At 36.3% G+C, this 15,809-nt stretch carries 17 protein-coding genes, 2 pseudogenes and 1 other annotated feature; of the genes and pseudogenes, 5 read left to right on the top strand and 14 right to left on the bottom strand.

Annotation, left to right across the window (positions count from 1 at the left end; all coding sequences use genetic code 11):
* Window positions 1-51: 51 nt before the first annotated feature.
* Both LDK52_RS02625 and LDK52_RS20010 read right to left on the bottom strand, forming a co-directional pair.
* Complete coding sequence (locus LDK52_RS02625) at window positions 52-936, bottom strand: aminoglycoside phosphotransferase family protein (RefSeq protein ID WP_277584399.1); 885 nt, start codon at window positions 934-936, stop codon at window positions 52-54.
* 230 nt (window positions 937-1,166) lie between these two features.
* Window positions 1,167-1,376 carry a hypothetical protein gene (locus LDK52_RS20010; RefSeq protein WP_320415333.1) on the bottom strand — a complete coding sequence of 70 codons (210 nt, stop codon included), beginning with the start codon at window positions 1,374-1,376 and terminating at the stop codon, window positions 1,167-1,169.
* Between the two features lie 135 nt (window positions 1,377-1,511).
* Here LDK52_RS20010 and LDK52_RS02615 point away from each other — a divergent pair, with 135 nt between their 5' ends.
* Window positions 1,512-1,730 carry a hypothetical protein gene (locus LDK52_RS02615; protein WP_277584398.1) on the top strand — a complete coding sequence of 73 codons (219 nt, stop codon included), beginning with the start codon at window positions 1,512-1,514 and terminating at the stop codon, window positions 1,728-1,730.
* 2 nt (window positions 1,731-1,732) lie between these two features.
* On the opposite strand, the gene LDK52_RS02610 is transcribed toward LDK52_RS02615, so the two are convergent.
* On the bottom strand, window positions 1,733-2,611 hold the full coding sequence (locus LDK52_RS02610) for a GNAT family N-acetyltransferase (RefSeq protein WP_277584397.1): 879 nt from the start codon (window positions 2,609-2,611) through the stop codon (window positions 1,733-1,735).
* Window positions 2,612-2,787: 176 nt separating this feature from the next.
* Between LDK52_RS02610 and LDK52_RS02605 the strand changes: the two genes are divergently transcribed.
* Together LDK52_RS02605 and LDK52_RS02600 are read left to right on the top strand one after the other, a co-directional pair.
* Complete coding sequence (locus LDK52_RS02605) at window positions 2,788-3,357, top strand: TetR/AcrR family transcriptional regulator (RefSeq protein WP_277584396.1); 570 nt, start codon at window positions 2,788-2,790, stop codon at window positions 3,355-3,357.
* A gap of 66 nt (window positions 3,358-3,423) precedes the next feature.
* The gene (locus LDK52_RS02600; RefSeq protein WP_277584395.1) at window positions 3,424-4,845 is read left to right on the top strand and encodes a DHA2 family efflux MFS transporter permease subunit; all 1,422 of its coding nucleotides are present in this window, start codon (window positions 3,424-3,426) and stop codon (window positions 4,843-4,845) included.
* Between the two features lie 262 nt (window positions 4,846-5,107).
* On the opposite strand, the gene trpA is transcribed toward LDK52_RS02600, so the two are convergent.
* The 5 genes from trpA to trpD are packed head-to-tail and all read right to left on the bottom strand — an operon-like array spanning window position 5,108 to window position 9,521.
* Complete coding sequence (trpA, locus tag LDK52_RS02595) at window positions 5,108-5,890, bottom strand: tryptophan synthase subunit alpha (RefSeq protein ID WP_277584394.1); 783 nt, start codon at window positions 5,888-5,890, stop codon at window positions 5,108-5,110.
* Window positions 5,883-7,088: a tryptophan synthase subunit beta gene (gene trpB / locus LDK52_RS02590; RefSeq protein ID WP_277584393.1), complete on the bottom strand. Its 1,206-nt coding sequence runs from the start codon at window positions 7,086-7,088 to the stop codon at window positions 5,883-5,885. The genes trpA and trpB overlap by 8 nt, the downstream gene beginning before the upstream one ends.
* Window positions 7,088-7,705, bottom strand: coding sequence for a phosphoribosylanthranilate isomerase (locus LDK52_RS02585; RefSeq protein WP_277584392.1), 618 nt, complete (start codon window positions 7,703-7,705; stop codon window positions 7,088-7,090). The genes trpB and LDK52_RS02585 overlap by 1 nt, the downstream gene beginning before the upstream one ends.
* Window positions 7,702-8,493, bottom strand: a complete 792-nt coding sequence (gene trpC, locus LDK52_RS02580; RefSeq protein ID WP_277584391.1) for an indole-3-glycerol phosphate synthase TrpC — start codon at window positions 8,491-8,493, stop codon at window positions 7,702-7,704. Before trpC ends, LDK52_RS02585 begins: the two co-directional genes overlap by 4 nt.
* Complete coding sequence (gene trpD, locus LDK52_RS02575) at window positions 8,490-9,521, bottom strand: anthranilate phosphoribosyltransferase (protein WP_277584390.1); 1,032 nt, start codon at window positions 9,519-9,521, stop codon at window positions 8,490-8,492. Before trpD ends, trpC begins: the two co-directional genes overlap by 4 nt.
* Window positions 9,522-9,595: 74 nt before the next feature.
* Window positions 9,596-9,815, bottom strand: a binding site (T-box leader).
* A 191-nt stretch (window positions 9,816-10,006) separates the two neighbouring features.
* Here trpD and LDK52_RS02570 point away from each other — a divergent pair.
* Window positions 10,007-10,237 (top strand): PepSY domain-containing protein, encoded by a 231-nt coding sequence (locus LDK52_RS02570; protein ID WP_277584389.1) that lies wholly within the window; start codon window positions 10,007-10,009, stop codon window positions 10,235-10,237.
* A gap of 219 nt (window positions 10,238-10,456) precedes the next feature.
* Here the strand turns inward: LDK52_RS02570 and LDK52_RS02565 are convergent, their stop codons facing one another.
* The 4 genes and pseudogenes from LDK52_RS02565 to LDK52_RS02550 all read right to left on the bottom strand — a co-directional run bounded on the left by LDK52_RS02565 (window position 10,457) and on the right by LDK52_RS02550 (window position 12,631).
* Window positions 10,457-10,552: a putative holin-like toxin gene (locus LDK52_RS02565; RefSeq protein ID WP_277584388.1), complete on the bottom strand. Its 96-nt coding sequence runs from the start codon at window positions 10,550-10,552 to the stop codon at window positions 10,457-10,459.
* Between the two features lie 454 nt (window positions 10,553-11,006).
* Window positions 11,007-11,555, bottom strand: a pseudogene (locus LDK52_RS02560) (histidine phosphatase family protein); the annotation flags it as partial.
* A 16-nt stretch (window positions 11,556-11,571) separates the two neighbouring features.
* Window positions 11,572-12,102, bottom strand: a complete 531-nt coding sequence (locus LDK52_RS02555) for a GrpB family protein (protein WP_277584387.1) — start codon at window positions 12,100-12,102, stop codon at window positions 11,572-11,574.
* A 16-nt stretch (window positions 12,103-12,118) separates the two neighbouring features.
* Complete coding sequence (locus LDK52_RS02550) at window positions 12,119-12,631, bottom strand: DUF1572 family protein (protein ID WP_277584386.1); 513 nt, start codon at window positions 12,629-12,631, stop codon at window positions 12,119-12,121.
* 79 nt (window positions 12,632-12,710) lie between these two features.
* Here LDK52_RS02550 and LDK52_RS02545 point away from each other — a divergent pair, with 79 nt between their 5' ends.
* A complete protein-coding gene (locus LDK52_RS02545) occupies window positions 12,711-13,646 on the top strand; it encodes an aldo/keto reductase (protein WP_277584385.1) in 936 nt (311 codons plus the stop codon).
* A gap of 366 nt (window positions 13,647-14,012) precedes the next feature.
* Here the strand turns inward: LDK52_RS02545 and LDK52_RS02540 are convergent, their stop codons facing one another.
* Entirely contained in the window at window positions 14,013-14,543 is a 531-nt protein-coding gene (locus LDK52_RS02540; protein ID WP_277584384.1) for a hypothetical protein, read from the bottom strand.
* Between the two features lie 224 nt (window positions 14,544-14,767).
* Window positions 14,768-15,595: pseudogene (locus LDK52_RS02535) on the bottom strand (sugar nucleotide-binding protein).
* Window positions 15,596-15,809 lie beyond the last annotated feature (214 nt).

The raw sequence follows: 15,809 nt of genomic DNA, 5'->3' as shown, positions 1-15,809 counted from the left end.
AAGAAATGAATGCCATTTCCTATGGTCCTAAGATGGGAAGTTCTCTAAGCCTTAAGACGTATACCACTTAGGGTTAATCTGCTGAAAATGTTCGAACTGGTTAATAGTAAAACGACTATACGCTTGAAATTTGTCTTTCTGTTCTATACCACCTTCATGTCCCCATACCTCTGCAGACACGATATGAATAGCAGCATATAATCGGTGCAACTCCCAAAAATGAAGTGGTATTTCAGCGTGATTATGGTAGCCATCTAAAATTCCTTTCGCATAATCCTGACTGACTTGTACATTAAAATATTCCATTTTGTAAAATTCATGAATGGGATCCGCATATGTAATTTTTTGCATGTCAATTAAACCTGTAAATTGGTCGTTTTCTATTAAGATATTTCCAGGATGAAAGTCATAATGTTGGATACAGCTGGGTCTATTCTTTAAAAGATGCAAATTTTCCTGGATAAACGGCAGAATGCATGTATACTCAGGATGACGTTCTACAATAGCTTTAAATTTGGGAGTTAGCCTGTTTATCCTTTCTAACCATCTTACTTCCCAAATTGGATAATCACTTGGTGCTCCAATACTATGCATGTTTTTTAACGTGAACCCCACTTCGTTCCCGATTTTATATTGGACATCCCTGTCTAGACTAGGTAACATCACTTCGCCATTTTCTCCCGGAATGTAATCTAACAGAACAAAGGGTTCTTCGTTAATCTTACCCACTTCATGTACTTTTGGGACATGCTTATCTGTCGCATGTACTTTGTTTGTTAATAAGGCTTGGTTCTCTAAATGATGTATATCGGCCCCTGGAGATATACGGAGCAAATACTTGCTATCTACACACCATTTTTGATCATTCGAATATCCTTCTTCTATTAACTTGAATTCCTGTGCATCTTTTAGTATTGCAATTTTTGAAAAGTCCATATGTATGTATGCCTCGTTTCCCGTAAGATATATATGTTAAAGGCACCAATGTCGCTCAGTGCATTTATAGGTAAATGAAAATTATGCTCTCACATTTTGTAAAACATTAAAAGCAAACATGATTACACTAAACACAACTAAAACTCCACCTATAGCGATAATTATCGTTGCTTCCTCGGCTGCAGCTAATATTAAAAAACACAGTCCTATGGAATACCTATATTAGCGTTTCAAAAATGCAGTTTTGCATACAAATTTTTAGCAATTGCAGGAAAAAGATGATACACAATCCCAACGAGTGCAAACGACGCCCACCCTAATAGGCAAATGTGTACGTGAACACCTGTGAATGCATAATCATGAGCCATAGACATATACATTCCTAACGAAACCCCAATCGCAAAATAAACAACCGAAATTTTAATCATCCTTACTCTCATTTCTTTCTCCCTTCGAATAATAGAATTATTAAAGCACTATATTCTCTGTAAGGATGGGAATTATTACGAAGAAGAATCTTGAAAAAGGTATTTGTTATTTAATGTCGAATAATATAATGAAAGGAGTGTTTATATATGGATATAGCTAGTATTCTATTTGGACTTTTGTTTATTGTCTTAATCGCTCGTATAACATATAAGATAATCAAGAAGAAACGACTTCCTCCGATGAATTATCAACCATTTGATGATGCCATGTCTGGAATTGTTCCTGAGGAAAAACATAACAACCAAGTACTGAAAGATTCCAAACACGAAAAGAACTATGAAGAGCGAACTTCTCGATCAGAATAATTTCATTTTACCTTTTTGTATGCAATCAACTTATGTTTTACTTGAAATCCCGATGCCGTATAAAGAGCAATTGCAGCATTGTTGTTAGCCTCAACACTTAATTTGATTTCTGCCATTCCTTCATATGAAAATAAATGATGAAGCGCAGCTTTCATTAATTTCGTTGCTATTCCTTGCCCTCGAAAAACTGGCGAAACAGCAATATATTCAATTGTTCCTTCTCCATGGAGAGGATTAGCCTCTACATACACATATCCTTTTATCTCATAATTGTAATGGATGATCAATAATCGATTGTCTTCACTCATTCGCGAAAGAATCTGGTCACTACTATAATAGGTATTTGGAAAAGCCAGAGAATGAAGAGCACTAAACGATTTGTGAAAGGTAGAATCATAGGTTTTAATATGTATATCTTGTCCATCCGTTAAGCTATTTTTATCTGCCCTTAAGATAAGATGATATCCATTTTCAACGCCATTGTTATTTTCAATAAATTTCCTAGCAAAAGTATTTTTTTCATTCACATAAAACAGGTATTCCTCTAGTATAAAAGGAATAGTAGTCTCCAATACTTGCCATAAATCATTTGCAATTCGGAAAAAGCTTTGGCCATTTTTGACAAACGGCCCCCATACCTCGGCACTTCTACTTTCTACGTCTATATCAAATCCTAATGCACCTACTATATTGTCTTTATCATAGGCAACAACAAATGATTTTTCTATGGCTATATCCGAAAAATCCGTAGAAAGCGTATTGGAAATTTCTTTCTTCTTTTCCCCGCAATAACCAATATGCGAAGTGTTCTCTTTATTTATTCTTTCTAAGAAAGAAGATAACTCATTTAAATTTTTGGCTGGGCTTATATAATATGACATATGAATCTCCTTTCTAAATTCTTCGTTATCAAAATATTTTATCATTAACATAATTGTATAGATATACATAAATGGTAAAAAGATCTATTCTTTTCGCAAAAAAAATTTGACAAAACTTGAACTTTTCTTTATATTTTCTAATAGACCGGTTGGTATAATTTATGAGGTGATTTAAGTTGTGTGCGAAAATTAACTCGAAGGATATTCTTATTGAAACTGCATCTCGGCTTTTTCGGTTAAGAGGATACTATGGAGTAGGACTTAAAGATATCATTGAGGAAAGTGGAGTTCCTAAAGGATCTCTTTACCACTACTTTCCACAAGGTAAGGAACAACTAGCCATTGCAGCAATTAATCATACAAAAGAAATTGTAATAAATGAAATTCAAGCGTTGTTTGCTGAAATTGAAGATCCTATCATAGCGTTTCAAACACATATAGAACATTTATCCGAAATCATTATAAATAGTGATAGCATAGGTTTCCCAATTGGCACAATCGCTGGGGAAACCCATTCAACGAGCGAACCAATCCGACTGACTTGTCAATTAGCATTTCAAGAATGGCAAGCTATTTATATGCAGAAATTACTTAAATCTGGATATGACAAAAAACGGGCAACTGACTTAGGTATTACTGTGAATCTAATGATAGAAGGTGCTATTCTTTTGTCTTTAACCAATAAGAGTAATAGACCACTTGAAGTTGCTAAAAAGCAAATAACAATATTATTAAGTAAAGATTAATTTAAATTCATCAGAAAATGTATTATATGGGCGGTCTATGTAGATATTTATTGGAGGAATTTGTTCATGATTGAAAATGCACCACAGCAGGAAAAACAAGTATTTAAAACAACCCCTATATTAATTTCTTTTTTAATAGCAGGGTTTATCGGATTATTTAGTGAGACAGCATTAAATATGGCGCTTGGAGATTTAATAAGAATATTTGATATTAGCCCTCCCTCCGTTCAATGGTTAACAACGGGTTACTTATTAACCCTAGGTATATTAGTACCAGTCTCAGGCTTCATCATGCAGTGGTTTACTACAAGACAATTATTTATCGCATCTCTATTATTTTCTATTGCTGGAACGATTATCGCAGCACTTGCTCCAAGTTTTACAGTATTACTACTTTCACGCATTATTCAAGCGATAGGAACAGGATTACTATTACCTTTAATGTTCAATACTATTTTACTCATCTTCCCAGTTCATAAAAGGGGAGCAACAATGGGACTCATGGGATTAGTCATTATGTTTGCCCCTGCTATTGGGCCTACTATTTCCGGTTTGGTTCTTGAAAATCTTACTTGGCATTGGATATTCTGGGTTTGTTTACCTTTTCTAGTATTTGCATTATTCTTTGGTATTAAATTCATGCAAAATGTGACAACGTTGACGAAACCGAAAATTGATATACTTTCCATTCTTTTATCGACGATTGGATTTGGAGGAATTGTGTACGGTTTTAGTAGCGCAGGAGAAAATGGTTGGGGTAGCGGCGTAGTTATTGTTACAACAGTTGTTGGTATTATTGCACTCATCTTGTTCTCCGTGAGACAATTTAAATTGGAAAATCCTTTGATTGACTTACGTGTGTTAAAATTCCCAATGTTTACTCTTGGTTTATTGAGTGTGTTTATTACATTTATGGTGATCATGTCGACGATGATTCTATTACCGCTATATTTACAAACAGGGCTTGCTTTAGCAGCTGTGACAGCTGGGCTTGTGCTTTTACCTGGTGGAGTTCTAAACGGTTTTATGTCTCCATTAACTGGTCGAATTTTTGATAAGTATGGGCCGAGAGGACTTGTTACTCCTGGTTTTGTAATTATGATTATTATGTTATGGATGCTGTCCAATATCACTGTAGACACTTCTATTACTATGGTTATTATTATGCACTCCATTTTATTTGTTGGTGTATCAATGGTTATGATGCCTGCTCAGACTAATGGACTTAATCAGCTTCCAAGAAATCTGTATCCTGATGGGACAGCATTGATGAATACATTACAACAAGTATCCGGTGCAATTGGAACTGCTGTTGCAATTACCATTATGTCCACTTCTCAAAATGCTTATTTAAAGAACGCGACAGATTTACTTGACCCAGAAACGGTGAGTGCTTCATTAACTGCTGGTGTTCAAGATGCCTTTATATTTGGTTTTGTCCTAGCAATTATAGGATTAATCATGTCCTTATTTATCAAAAAAGCGTAAATAACTAAATTATAAACCCCATCCTATGAGTTATTTGCTCAGGATGGGGTTTAGTTTTAGGAATATATCTTTAAAGTATATTATTAAATTATTTAATTTCCTTCACTTTATACATGCGGATGAAGTGAAGATTTCCTTCTAAATCAATTGACCAGAATAAATTAGTGATCGCACACGGTATTCAATCCAAGCATCAGAATCTCCAAGAAAAAGAACAGCTCGTATTTTCTCAACACACGAGCCGCTACTTAGAGTATTAATTTTATACTCTTTTTTTGGCAGCTTGTATTAGGCCAGTTATTTTCTCCATGTCATTTTGGTGAAAAGCCTCGACGATCGAACTTCCTACAATCACACCATCTGCTAATGCTCCCATATTTTTTACTTGCTCTGGAGTGGATATACCAAAGCCTGCTAGTACTGGTATATTGCTCAGCTCAGATAATTGACTAAAATGCTGTTCTAATTGGTCACCAAATCCATTTCTAACCCCTGTGATACCATTTACCGTCACTGCATAGATAAATCCTTCACCGGACGCCGTTATTTTAGCCACTCGGTCTGGGGGACTTGTTAAAGATACAAGTGGTACTAAGGCAACATCAGTATGGGCAAGTGCTTTATGGAGCTCTACCGTTTCCTCCACCGGTAAATCAGGAACGATTACTCCTGCTATCCCTAGTTTCTCACATGCTTGTGCAAACTGCTCCAATCCGAAACTAAGTAGCGGATTATAATACGTCATAAAAACAAGTGGGACGGTTACTTCTTTATAAAAAATTTCAAGTTCCTGTAGGATTAAACGTAGTGTTGTCCCATTTGCTAGCGCTCGTTCGCCCGCCAGCTGAATGGTAGGTCCATCTGCGACAGGATCGGAAAATGGTATACCTAGTTCAATCGCCGTTACACCCGCTTCTTGTAAAAATAATATTTTAGACTTTAATGTCTCTAGTCCGCCGTCCCCAGCCATCATATATGCAACAAAAGCTTTATCCCCTTGTGCATTTACTGATTGAATAGCATTTAATAATTTCACTTTAGCCAATGTTATTCACCCCTAACGCATCTCGAACGGTTTGGACATCCTTATCTCCACGTCCTGATAAACAAATAACCAAAATCTCTTCTGGAGACATTTTTTTTGCAAGTTCCCCACCAAAATGAATCGCATGTGCACTTTCAAGAGCTGGTATAATGCCTTCTCTTTTCGATAAAAGCTGTAAACCCTCTAACGCTTCAGCGTCTGTTACAGAAGTATATTTCACTCGACCGATATCATGTAAATACGAATGCTCTGGGCCCACGCCAGGGTAATCTAGCCCCGCAGAAATCGAATGCGCTTCCTGGATAAACCCATTATCATCCTGCAAAATGTACATATAAGCACCGTGTAGAACTCCTTCTTTTCCTCCAGCAACCGCCGCTGCATGAAGTCCAGTCGAAATACCACTTCCTCCTGCCTCTACGCCGTACAAAGCAACATCTTTATCCTCCACAAATGGATGGAACATACCAATTGCATTACTACCACCACCAACGCAGGCCACTATTGCATCCGGTAATTTACCAACCTTTTCTACTATCTGACGTCTAGTTTCAACTCCAATTACCCGTTGGAAATCACGAACAATTCTAGGGAATGGATGTGGTCCTAACGCAGACCCTAATATATAATGTGTCTCTTCTACATTGGAAACCCAATACCTAAGTGCCTCATTCACTGCATCTTTAAGTGTGCCGGATCCCTTATCTACCGAAACAACTTTTGCACCAAGCAATTCCATACGAAACACGTTTAGTTCCTGTCTACGCACATCCTCTTTTCCCATGAAAACAACACACTCTAAGTCAAATAGGGCACACACAGTTGCAGTTGCAACACCGTGCTGACCTGCTCCTGTCTCAGCTACAATTTTCTTTTTGCCCATACGCTTTGCAAGCAATGCCTGGCCAATTGTATTATTAATCTTGTGGGCGCCTGTATGGTTTAAATCTTCCCTTTTCAAATAAATTTGAGCTCCGCCAAGTTCTTTTGTTAGTCTTTCTGCAAAATATAATGGTGTCTCTCGACCAACATAATCTTTTAAATAGTAATTTACTTCCTCTATAAAAGACGAATCCGAAATAGCGTCCTCATAAGCACCTTCAAGTTCTTTCAAAGCAGTCATTAATGTTTCTGGAACATACTGACCGCCAAATCTACCATATCTACCAATTCTTTGTTCCTCTGTTGTATTAACCATCATTCTACACCCCTGTCTTTTACAGCACTTATAAACGATTGAATAAGTTCTTTATCTTTTCTTCCATTTCGTTCTACTCCACTAGAAACATCTACCATATAAGGATTTACTCTCCGTATTGCATCTCTTACATTGTTAGGATTCAACCCGCCCGCTAAAATAATTTTTTCACTCGGAATATGGTTAACCTTCATCAGCTTCCAGTCAAATACTTCCCCACTTCCACCTTCATAATCGGTACCTGGAGCATCAAACAAATAAAAATCAGTGTCATATTGTTTCGCTTGAAGAACGTCCTCCTCGTTTTGAACCGATAATGCTTTTATCGATGGTAGATCGTTTATCCGGACAAGTTCTGGAGTTTCTTGGCCATGATATTGTATGTAATCTAGTGGGACCTCTTGGATTGCCGTACTTACCTCTTCTAATGTCGGGTTTACAAAAACACCTATTTTCCAAACCCCCGAAGGAACGTCTTTTGCTAGTTCATGTGCTTGCGCTATTGTTACCTTTCGCTTACTAGGAGCAAAGACAAAACCAATCGCATCTGCACCAGCCCTAACGGCGATTTTTACATGTTCTTTTTCCATTAGTCCACAAATTTTCACCTTTGTCATGAGATAATTACCTCTCTTTTTACCTGTAAGCTACGAAGAGCATTTCCAACATCTCCACTACGCATTAATGATTCCCCGACAAGCACTCCGCTAGCACCAAAGCTTGCTACCTTTGTTGCATCGGTAGAATTCCAAATACCACTCTCGCTTATAAGCACGCGTTCTTCTCCGAACGGAAAGATAGCTGCGATTTCTGCAGTTCGAGCCAAGTCTACATGGAAATCTCGAAGATCGCGGTTATTCACTCCGATTAGTTTCGCATTCAGCTGTAACGCACGATCTAGTTCGACAGAATCATGAACTTCCACTAATACTTCCAAACCTTTATTTTTCGCATATTGATATAAGGTTGAAAGTTTTTCTTGGTCTAGTGCTGCAACAATCAGTAACACGACAGATGCTCCCGCATGCTTTGCATAATCGATTTGTATCGGATGAATGATAAAGTCTTTGCAAAGTATTGGAATAGATACTGTGCGAGCTACATCAGCTAAATCATCAAATGTTCCCTGGAAAAATGGTGTATCAGTTAATACAGAAATGCATGCTGCTCCTGCTTTTTCATATTGTGAAGCTTGTTTTGCTGGGTTAACTCCTTCTGCGATCAATCCTTTGGAAGGGGAAGCTCGCTTAATCTCTGATATTACTTGTAATTTATTAGACTGATACAGCGAATCAAATAAAGATGGTCTATCAACATTGTCAGCTTGGCCGGATTTCGTCTGAAGGAGCATCTGCTCAATTTGACCTTGTTTTGCATCCAATATCTTATCTAGGATTGTTGTCATAATGCCACCTCATGTTGTACAGATTGTTGACTAAATGTAATAACCGCTTCCAACTTCTCTAATGCTTTTCCAGATTGGATAGAATCAGCGGCCATCTTAACTCCTTCTTGGATAGAGCTAACGATTCCAGATGCAAATAATCCAATTCCACTATTAAAAAGAACGGTATCTAGATAGGCACTTGCTTCCCCTTGGAGGACGTTGCGCATTATTTGGGCATTCCTGTGTCCATCCCCTCCACGTATGGCTGAAATAGGTGCATAAGCTAAACCAACATCATCTGGCGTCAACTTAAATGGTATTAAATCTCCATTGTCTACTAAGACTAATTGATTTACGCCTGCAAGAGACGCTTCATCCATTCCACCAGCACCACAAACAACTATGGCCCTCTTTCTACCTAAAATTCTTAATACTTCTGCATATTCCATTGTGAAATCTGGTCGATTAATTCCCGTATATTGTGTTTTTAAATTAATCGGGTTTGTCAGTGGACCAACCAAGTTAAAAATAGTCGGCTTTCCAATCATTTTTCGAGCAATTCCAATTGTCTTTAATTTTGGATGTACATTTGGTGCGTAAAGGAAAGTTAATCCCTCTTGCTTAAGTAATTCGATTGATGCCTCAGGGCTAATGGATGTATGGATCCCTATTGCCTCCAGCACATCGGAGCTCCCAGCTCTACTTGAAATTTTTCGATTACCGTGTTTTGCAATTGTTGCTCCAGCTCCTGCTAACACAAATGCAGAGGTAGTACTAATATTAAAGCTATTCAAGCCATCCCCACCTGTACCGCAATTATCCATATAATCGCCAACTGGTTCATTTAAATTAATGGCAAAGGACTTCATAACTGTTGCAAGTGCAGCAACCTCAATGGAAGTCTCTCCCTTTTTTGAAAGTGCATTTAAAAAACCGACTATATGTTGGACTTCCGTATCTTCCGCAAACATTAACTTAGAAGCAATAATCATTTCCTCATACGATAATTGCTCGTGCTTCTCTACTTTCTCTATAAACTCTCTCATCTTTAATCTCTCCTCTGCTCGTCTCTGCTAAATAAAAAAAGTCCTCTTCCAAGGGAGTTCAGAAAAAACCCTTGGAAGAGGACGGTATTGACCGCGTTGCCACCTCTAGTTGGAGTGTAACACTCCCGCTTAAGCTCCTGTAACGTAGGAAACACGTCTACCTCTAAAACCATTGATGAATGTTCTCGAGGAAGCTCTCATAAGTCCATTCACATCGGTAACAAATCAGTTCACACCAACCACTGACTCTCTTAATTGTCCACCAAAGCTACTATTCTTATTCAAACAATTTCTCCGCTATACTAAACTAGTCTCAGCTCATCTGTTCTTAGGCGACACTACTATTAGCGTCTTCAACCCTTTATCCGAACATGAAAGTTAACTATTATGATAGTAGGAATAATTCTAATTGTCAAATAATTTTTATCTTTTTACATCTTCTTTGCATAATATAGGTATTAGTAAGAGAAGGAGTCGTTGAATTAGTGGTAAATCCAATGTATGGGCAGCGGATTACTTTGGAACAAGCAACGAATATTGTCTTACAGAGAGTCTCTGGAGAAGTTGTACATGTAGACTTGGATATGGAGGATGGTCTTGTTGTATATGAAGTGTTCATCATGACACCAAGCAACCAGGTTTTTGAAGTGGATGTCCATGCAAGAACAAGGAATGTAATGAAAATTGACCAAGAAGAAGACTTTGATTTTGATTGATCCAACAAGCATGTCGGAAAAACAGAAAAAGTATATATTTTAGAAAACCTATTCCATTGATTCCCTTCTGGATAGTTGGTATAATAAAGGAAATACAGGTATACAATAAAATACCGACCGGATGTTAGTAGCATCCAATCGGTAATATAGACTGATTCCCTTCAAGGGGGTCGGCAAGATTGATTAAGTAATCCATCCGAGCGCTAACTCATAGGTGGATTACTTTTTTCGTGTCATTGAAAAAGTCAGCGTAATCAATGCAATGATTAGCGTAGAAAAACTAATCATAATTACGAGCGATTCAAATATCGTCAAAAGCAGCACCCCCTTCTGTAACAGTCGTTAAACAGAAAGTAAAAAACATGCCTTCCACCCATGAGATAATCAATCTATACATCTAATTATACCATACATACGTTCTATTTTAACCGTTTTCCAATAAATAACTACGTTATTCTTTCGATAATTTTTCATAATATTTTTGTGGGTCTGTTATTTCATTTTCCACAAAAAATCGTGCCATTTCCTTAAAGATCTTCACATAATCCATTTCTAAATCTCTTTCGCTCATTACATATGCCATTTGGTTTGTGTCCCCATCCACCTTCACATTATCATTTAATAAATCTACTTCAATAGTCAGTATCACTTGATCAAGCAAAGATATCGTACCGATCATTCTTTTACGATAAAGATCGATTTTTTGAAAATGAGTTTGTATTTCAGATTTTTTATAAATAGTATAGCCTGAATTATTTCTACTAAAGTTTTTATCCACTCTCTTCACCTGTATCAATTGCTGTTCATAAAAAGTGAGTTGATAAATGTCAGGCATTTCAAGCTGCTCCCAAAAACTAAAATCATAGGTTGGATCAAAGTAATTCATGATTAAAACCATTATATTGCCATGTGTCCCTATTGCGATATTTTGTCCTTTATATTTCTCTAAAATCTCTTTTGTTGCATGGACACCTCTAGCTTGAGCTTGATGATTAGATTCCCCACTTGGAAATGAAAAGTCAAAATCGGCCCATACCTGGAGTATTGCTTCGTTGAAATCAGCAACAGGCTGTTCAGATAAAAAGCGTTCTTTGAAAGCATCCATCATTACTATTTCTTTCTCTAAATATTGTGCAATTCCTTCAACGGTTTGAATCGCACGTTTATAAGGACTTGATACAACTACATCGATATTTTGTCTTTTTAATAGATCCGTTATTTTTTTTGCATCGACGAAGCCCTGCTCTGACAATGGCCTACCTAACTCATCCGCCGAATAATGGGAGTGCGCATGTCGAACAAAATATAAATTGGTTATCATTTCTAGTCACCCCCTATTTAATACGCCTAGTAAATATACTTTTAACAAATGGTTCCTTCAAATCTGTATACGTATTTATATTAATATCCTCTTGTTTTGCACTGGTTGTTTTGATCTTTCGGTATTCCTCTCGGGCTTCTACGTTTGAATTTAGATAATCACGAAAGAACAATTGGTTTCTCCATAACTCTTTATCAAAATCTACCATGTGAATGAAATGCGTTTTTACTTCGTACGTATCATCCGTAAACATAGCAAGAACTATTTCATCCGCTCTTTCTACTCTAAGTCTCAGAAACCCAATATTCTGTAATTCCTTGAATAGTGTCTTTTCTATTTTTGCTAGATCATCCACCCCTACCAATAAATCGATGATTGGCTTGGCAGGCATGTCTTTTATAGCGGTACTTCCTATATGTTGAATTCGTTCGGCTTCAAGTCCAGTAACATCCATTATTTGCTGCTTCACTTTGCGGAACTCATTTTGCCATTCCTCCGTGTAAGCATATAACTTAACCTCGTTTTTTGCTAAGCCAATCTCCAAGATAACGCCTCCATTGTTAATTTCGCTTTTTTGGAATAGATAATGTTGTCCATTTCTCTTCAGTAGTCACCTGTTTGGCAATATAAATCACCTGACCAACATGTGAGGATGTATGTGAGAGACTTCTTATAACAGCTTCCATGACAGTGTGTGGCTCGTTTCGAATATAAATTGTTTGGAGCAGATGTTCTGATTTTATAATATCTATTGCATTTAAAAATACTTGGCAGCCTTCAGACCAGATTTCCAACAATTCCTTACGAGTTTCTATTGTACTTTCAAATTCTTCGTCTCGATTTCTAGTTGCTTTTTCACCATCCGTCGTCAAAAAGTCTGTCCAGCGTGAAATCAGATTCCCACTAATATGCTTAATGATTACATCTACACTATTTGAATGATTATTTGGAGTCCAGAATAGCTTATCCTCATCCAATTGCATCATTGCCTTTTCGGTATCTGTCATTAAATCTGAAAACTTCTTACGAACTACTCGAATAAAATCAGTGTGCACATCAGATATTTCTGTCAAACTAACCCTCACCTTTCTAAATTCTAGTTTTCTATATTATAATAGAAATATTCAGAGAATAGGAGTTGTTTCTATAATAATGAGAAATCTAGAGGAAATTGGTCGTACTGGCCTAATGGTAAATCCAATTGGTCTAGGAAGTAACGCAGTAGGCGGACATAATCTATTCCAAAATTTAAACGATGAAACCGGGAAGAAAATTGTGCGAGCAGCAATTCAAAATGGCATCAATTTTTTGGATAGTGCTTTTATATATGGAATGGGAAGATCTGAGGAACTTATTGGAGAAGTATTGAAGGAATCTAAAACGCGGCAGGATATTATTATTGCAACAAAAGGGGCGCATAGGATAGAGGATGGAAAGGTTATAGTTGATAACTCTCCCAAATTTCTAAGAGAAACAGTTGAGAATAGTTTACGTAGACTACAAACAGATTATATTGATCTATTCTATATTCATTATCCAGATGAAGGAACTCCAAAGGATGAAGCTATTGGAACACTCTCACGTCTAAAAGAAGAGGGGAAAATTAGGGCAATTGGTGTCTCTAATTTTACAATGGATCAATTAACAGAAGCCAACAAAGACGGGAATGTAGAAGTTATCCAAGCAGGCTATAATCTGTTTAAAAGAGAAGCCGAAAATGAGTTAATACCCTATTCTGCCCAACACCAAATTTCATTCATCCCGTATTTCCCTCTTGCTTCTGGTCTCTTAACAGGGAAATTCAGTAAAGATACAATGATTGAAGATGGCCGGTCGAATAATCCTTTATTCCAAGGAGAGGCTTTTCTTCAAAACCTTGAAAAGATAGAACTGCTTCGTACTATCGCAAACGATAAACAAGCGGATATTTCTTCAATTGTCCTAGCATGGTATTTAACCCAAGCAACCATCGATACAGTAATTCCTGGAGCTAAAAAGCCTGAACAAGTGTTGCTTAATATCAAAACACTTGAAATAGAGCTGACTACAGAAGAAATACAGGAAATTGATCGAATTTTTATGGCTTAAGATAAGATTATATAATGACCATTTTTTAACAAGCCACAAACAATAAAAGGTTGGTAGTGATGTTACTCTAACCCGTTCAGTTCAGTGGTAGAAACATTTAAAATAACATACGTATTAGCAGTATATTAATATGTAAATTACAATCGAATTTAACATAGCAATTAGCTATATTTTTGACACTTAAAATGGCTTAGTTCTCCTTTAGCAGAACTAAGCCATAACTATTTTGATATTCGAATATTTAACAAAAACACCCGTTATTTTAAGTACAACAGTTCACAAACTCTGTAAATTAAGCGAGTTATTCTCCATTTGTATCTCTATTAATTTAAACCTACAATCTAAACTGTTGCGTTAGATAAATAACTATTCATACCCACCTTTGGACTCCGGGAGTGATTTATATTCACTCTTGGTTTTAATTATATTAAAGACATAATCTCTTAACTCAATTAGCTGTTTTGCATCGTTCGTTGGTTCGCAGTATTCCTCTGAAAATAAATGTCTTATCGTTTCACCTTTGATTATAATTTTCCACTCATCTTCTCCATGCGGTTCTGCCATACAAGTAGTTCCGTTTATAGGTTCAGGTGTAAACTCCTTCTTTTCGGCTATATTAATTTCTAGCATTTTCTCATAAATATCTTTCATTTCTTCTTCCGTTAAGATAAACTCTGTTGTTGCAGTACCATCTGCTATTAAATCCTTGGTCACCGTTCTTTCAAAAGTATTAATTTCATTCTTTTTTTGAACACCGAACTGAATAGAAAAATCAAAATCGGAAGGCATATCTATTGGCATATTTTGAGTAGTAGAGTTGGCTACATTTTTAGAAATCTCGTTGTCTAGTCCCTCCTCTTTACCGCTTTGTTGACAGCCAAATAACCCTATTGACAAAAATATTAAAAATAAAATTAAGCTAAGTTTTTTAATATCATCCCTCCTTTTATAACTAGACAGAATTTCATAGTTTTCGTTTCAATAAATCTCGTGGTAATTTGTCAACTACCCTCTGTTTTTGTTCAATAAGACAAAAGGCTTTACACCCTCCTGAAGTTAAGCAACAGTTAGTTGAAGAACAATTATCTTGTCCTTTCAAGTTTTAAAAAAACAATAATTAATCAAACTGGGCGAAAATTAGTTGTAAGCAATTGGTGAGATTTTTGTGTATTTAGAGACGTATCAAGAGATAGATATGGGACATCTTCTTTAGAAATTATAATTGGACGGAGAAGACTATTATTCCATCCAAGTTCTTCCAATCTCTTCTTATAAAACGTATAATAGCTTTCTTTATGTATGGGTCCAGCATGCAAAATTCCATTAAATTTTATTTTGGTCAATTCAATAATCGCATTTGATAAATCACTAACATTTACAAAAGTTCTATACACATTTGTCCATGCCTCAAATGACCGATTCTCTGTTATTTTCTCGATTATCTGTACGGTTCGTTTTTCAATTACTTGATTCCCATTACCATAAAGTGGTCCAGTTCGAAGTATCACATGATTTGGATGTTTATTAAGAATTAGGTTTTCTGCAGTATATTTACCATTCACATACTCCGCTAGGGCTGCTTCTTTAGGCAACGTACCAATTGGATCTGATTCTTTGTAACCTCCTACTCCTTCAACAAAAACTGCATCCGTTGATAGAAATATAAGTTATATTTCACTCTCTATTTCTGACAATAAATTATTGAGCCCCAATTTAATTAATTGGGTTTCTTCTTCAAAACTCATAAGGGTCCATATAACTACTTCTGGATTTATTTTCCTAATGGCACTTTCCAATGATTGCTTGTTTGTAACATCTACTTGCATAATAATACAGTTTTCATTTTGAAAACGTGAGGTACCAAACACTTTTAGTCTTTTGTTCTCTGAAGCCAGTTGGAACAAATTCGAACCCAAAAACCCTGTTGCTCCTAATACAAGTATCCTCATATAACCTTCCTTTGCACATGAAATTCACGATTTAATTGGGTTTACTGGAAGATGATTTAACTCATATTTCAAGTAAGATATCCAATAATCAATAATAATTCTGGAAAAGTGGAAACTATTTTCCTTCTTTTTGAATAAATAATCCTCTTTCATCAAAAATAACAATGGTGATAATAAATAATCCCTGTTAAAACGGGTATTAATATAAAAAGGA

It is taken from the genome of Psychrobacillus antarcticus, from assembly GCF_029533155.1.
Taxonomy (GTDB): domain Bacteria; phylum Bacillota; class Bacilli; order Bacillales_A; family Planococcaceae; genus Psychrobacillus; species Psychrobacillus antarcticus.
The sequence above is the reverse complement of the archived record's forward strand: the minus strand, read 5'-3'. Positions and strand labels throughout refer to the sequence as shown.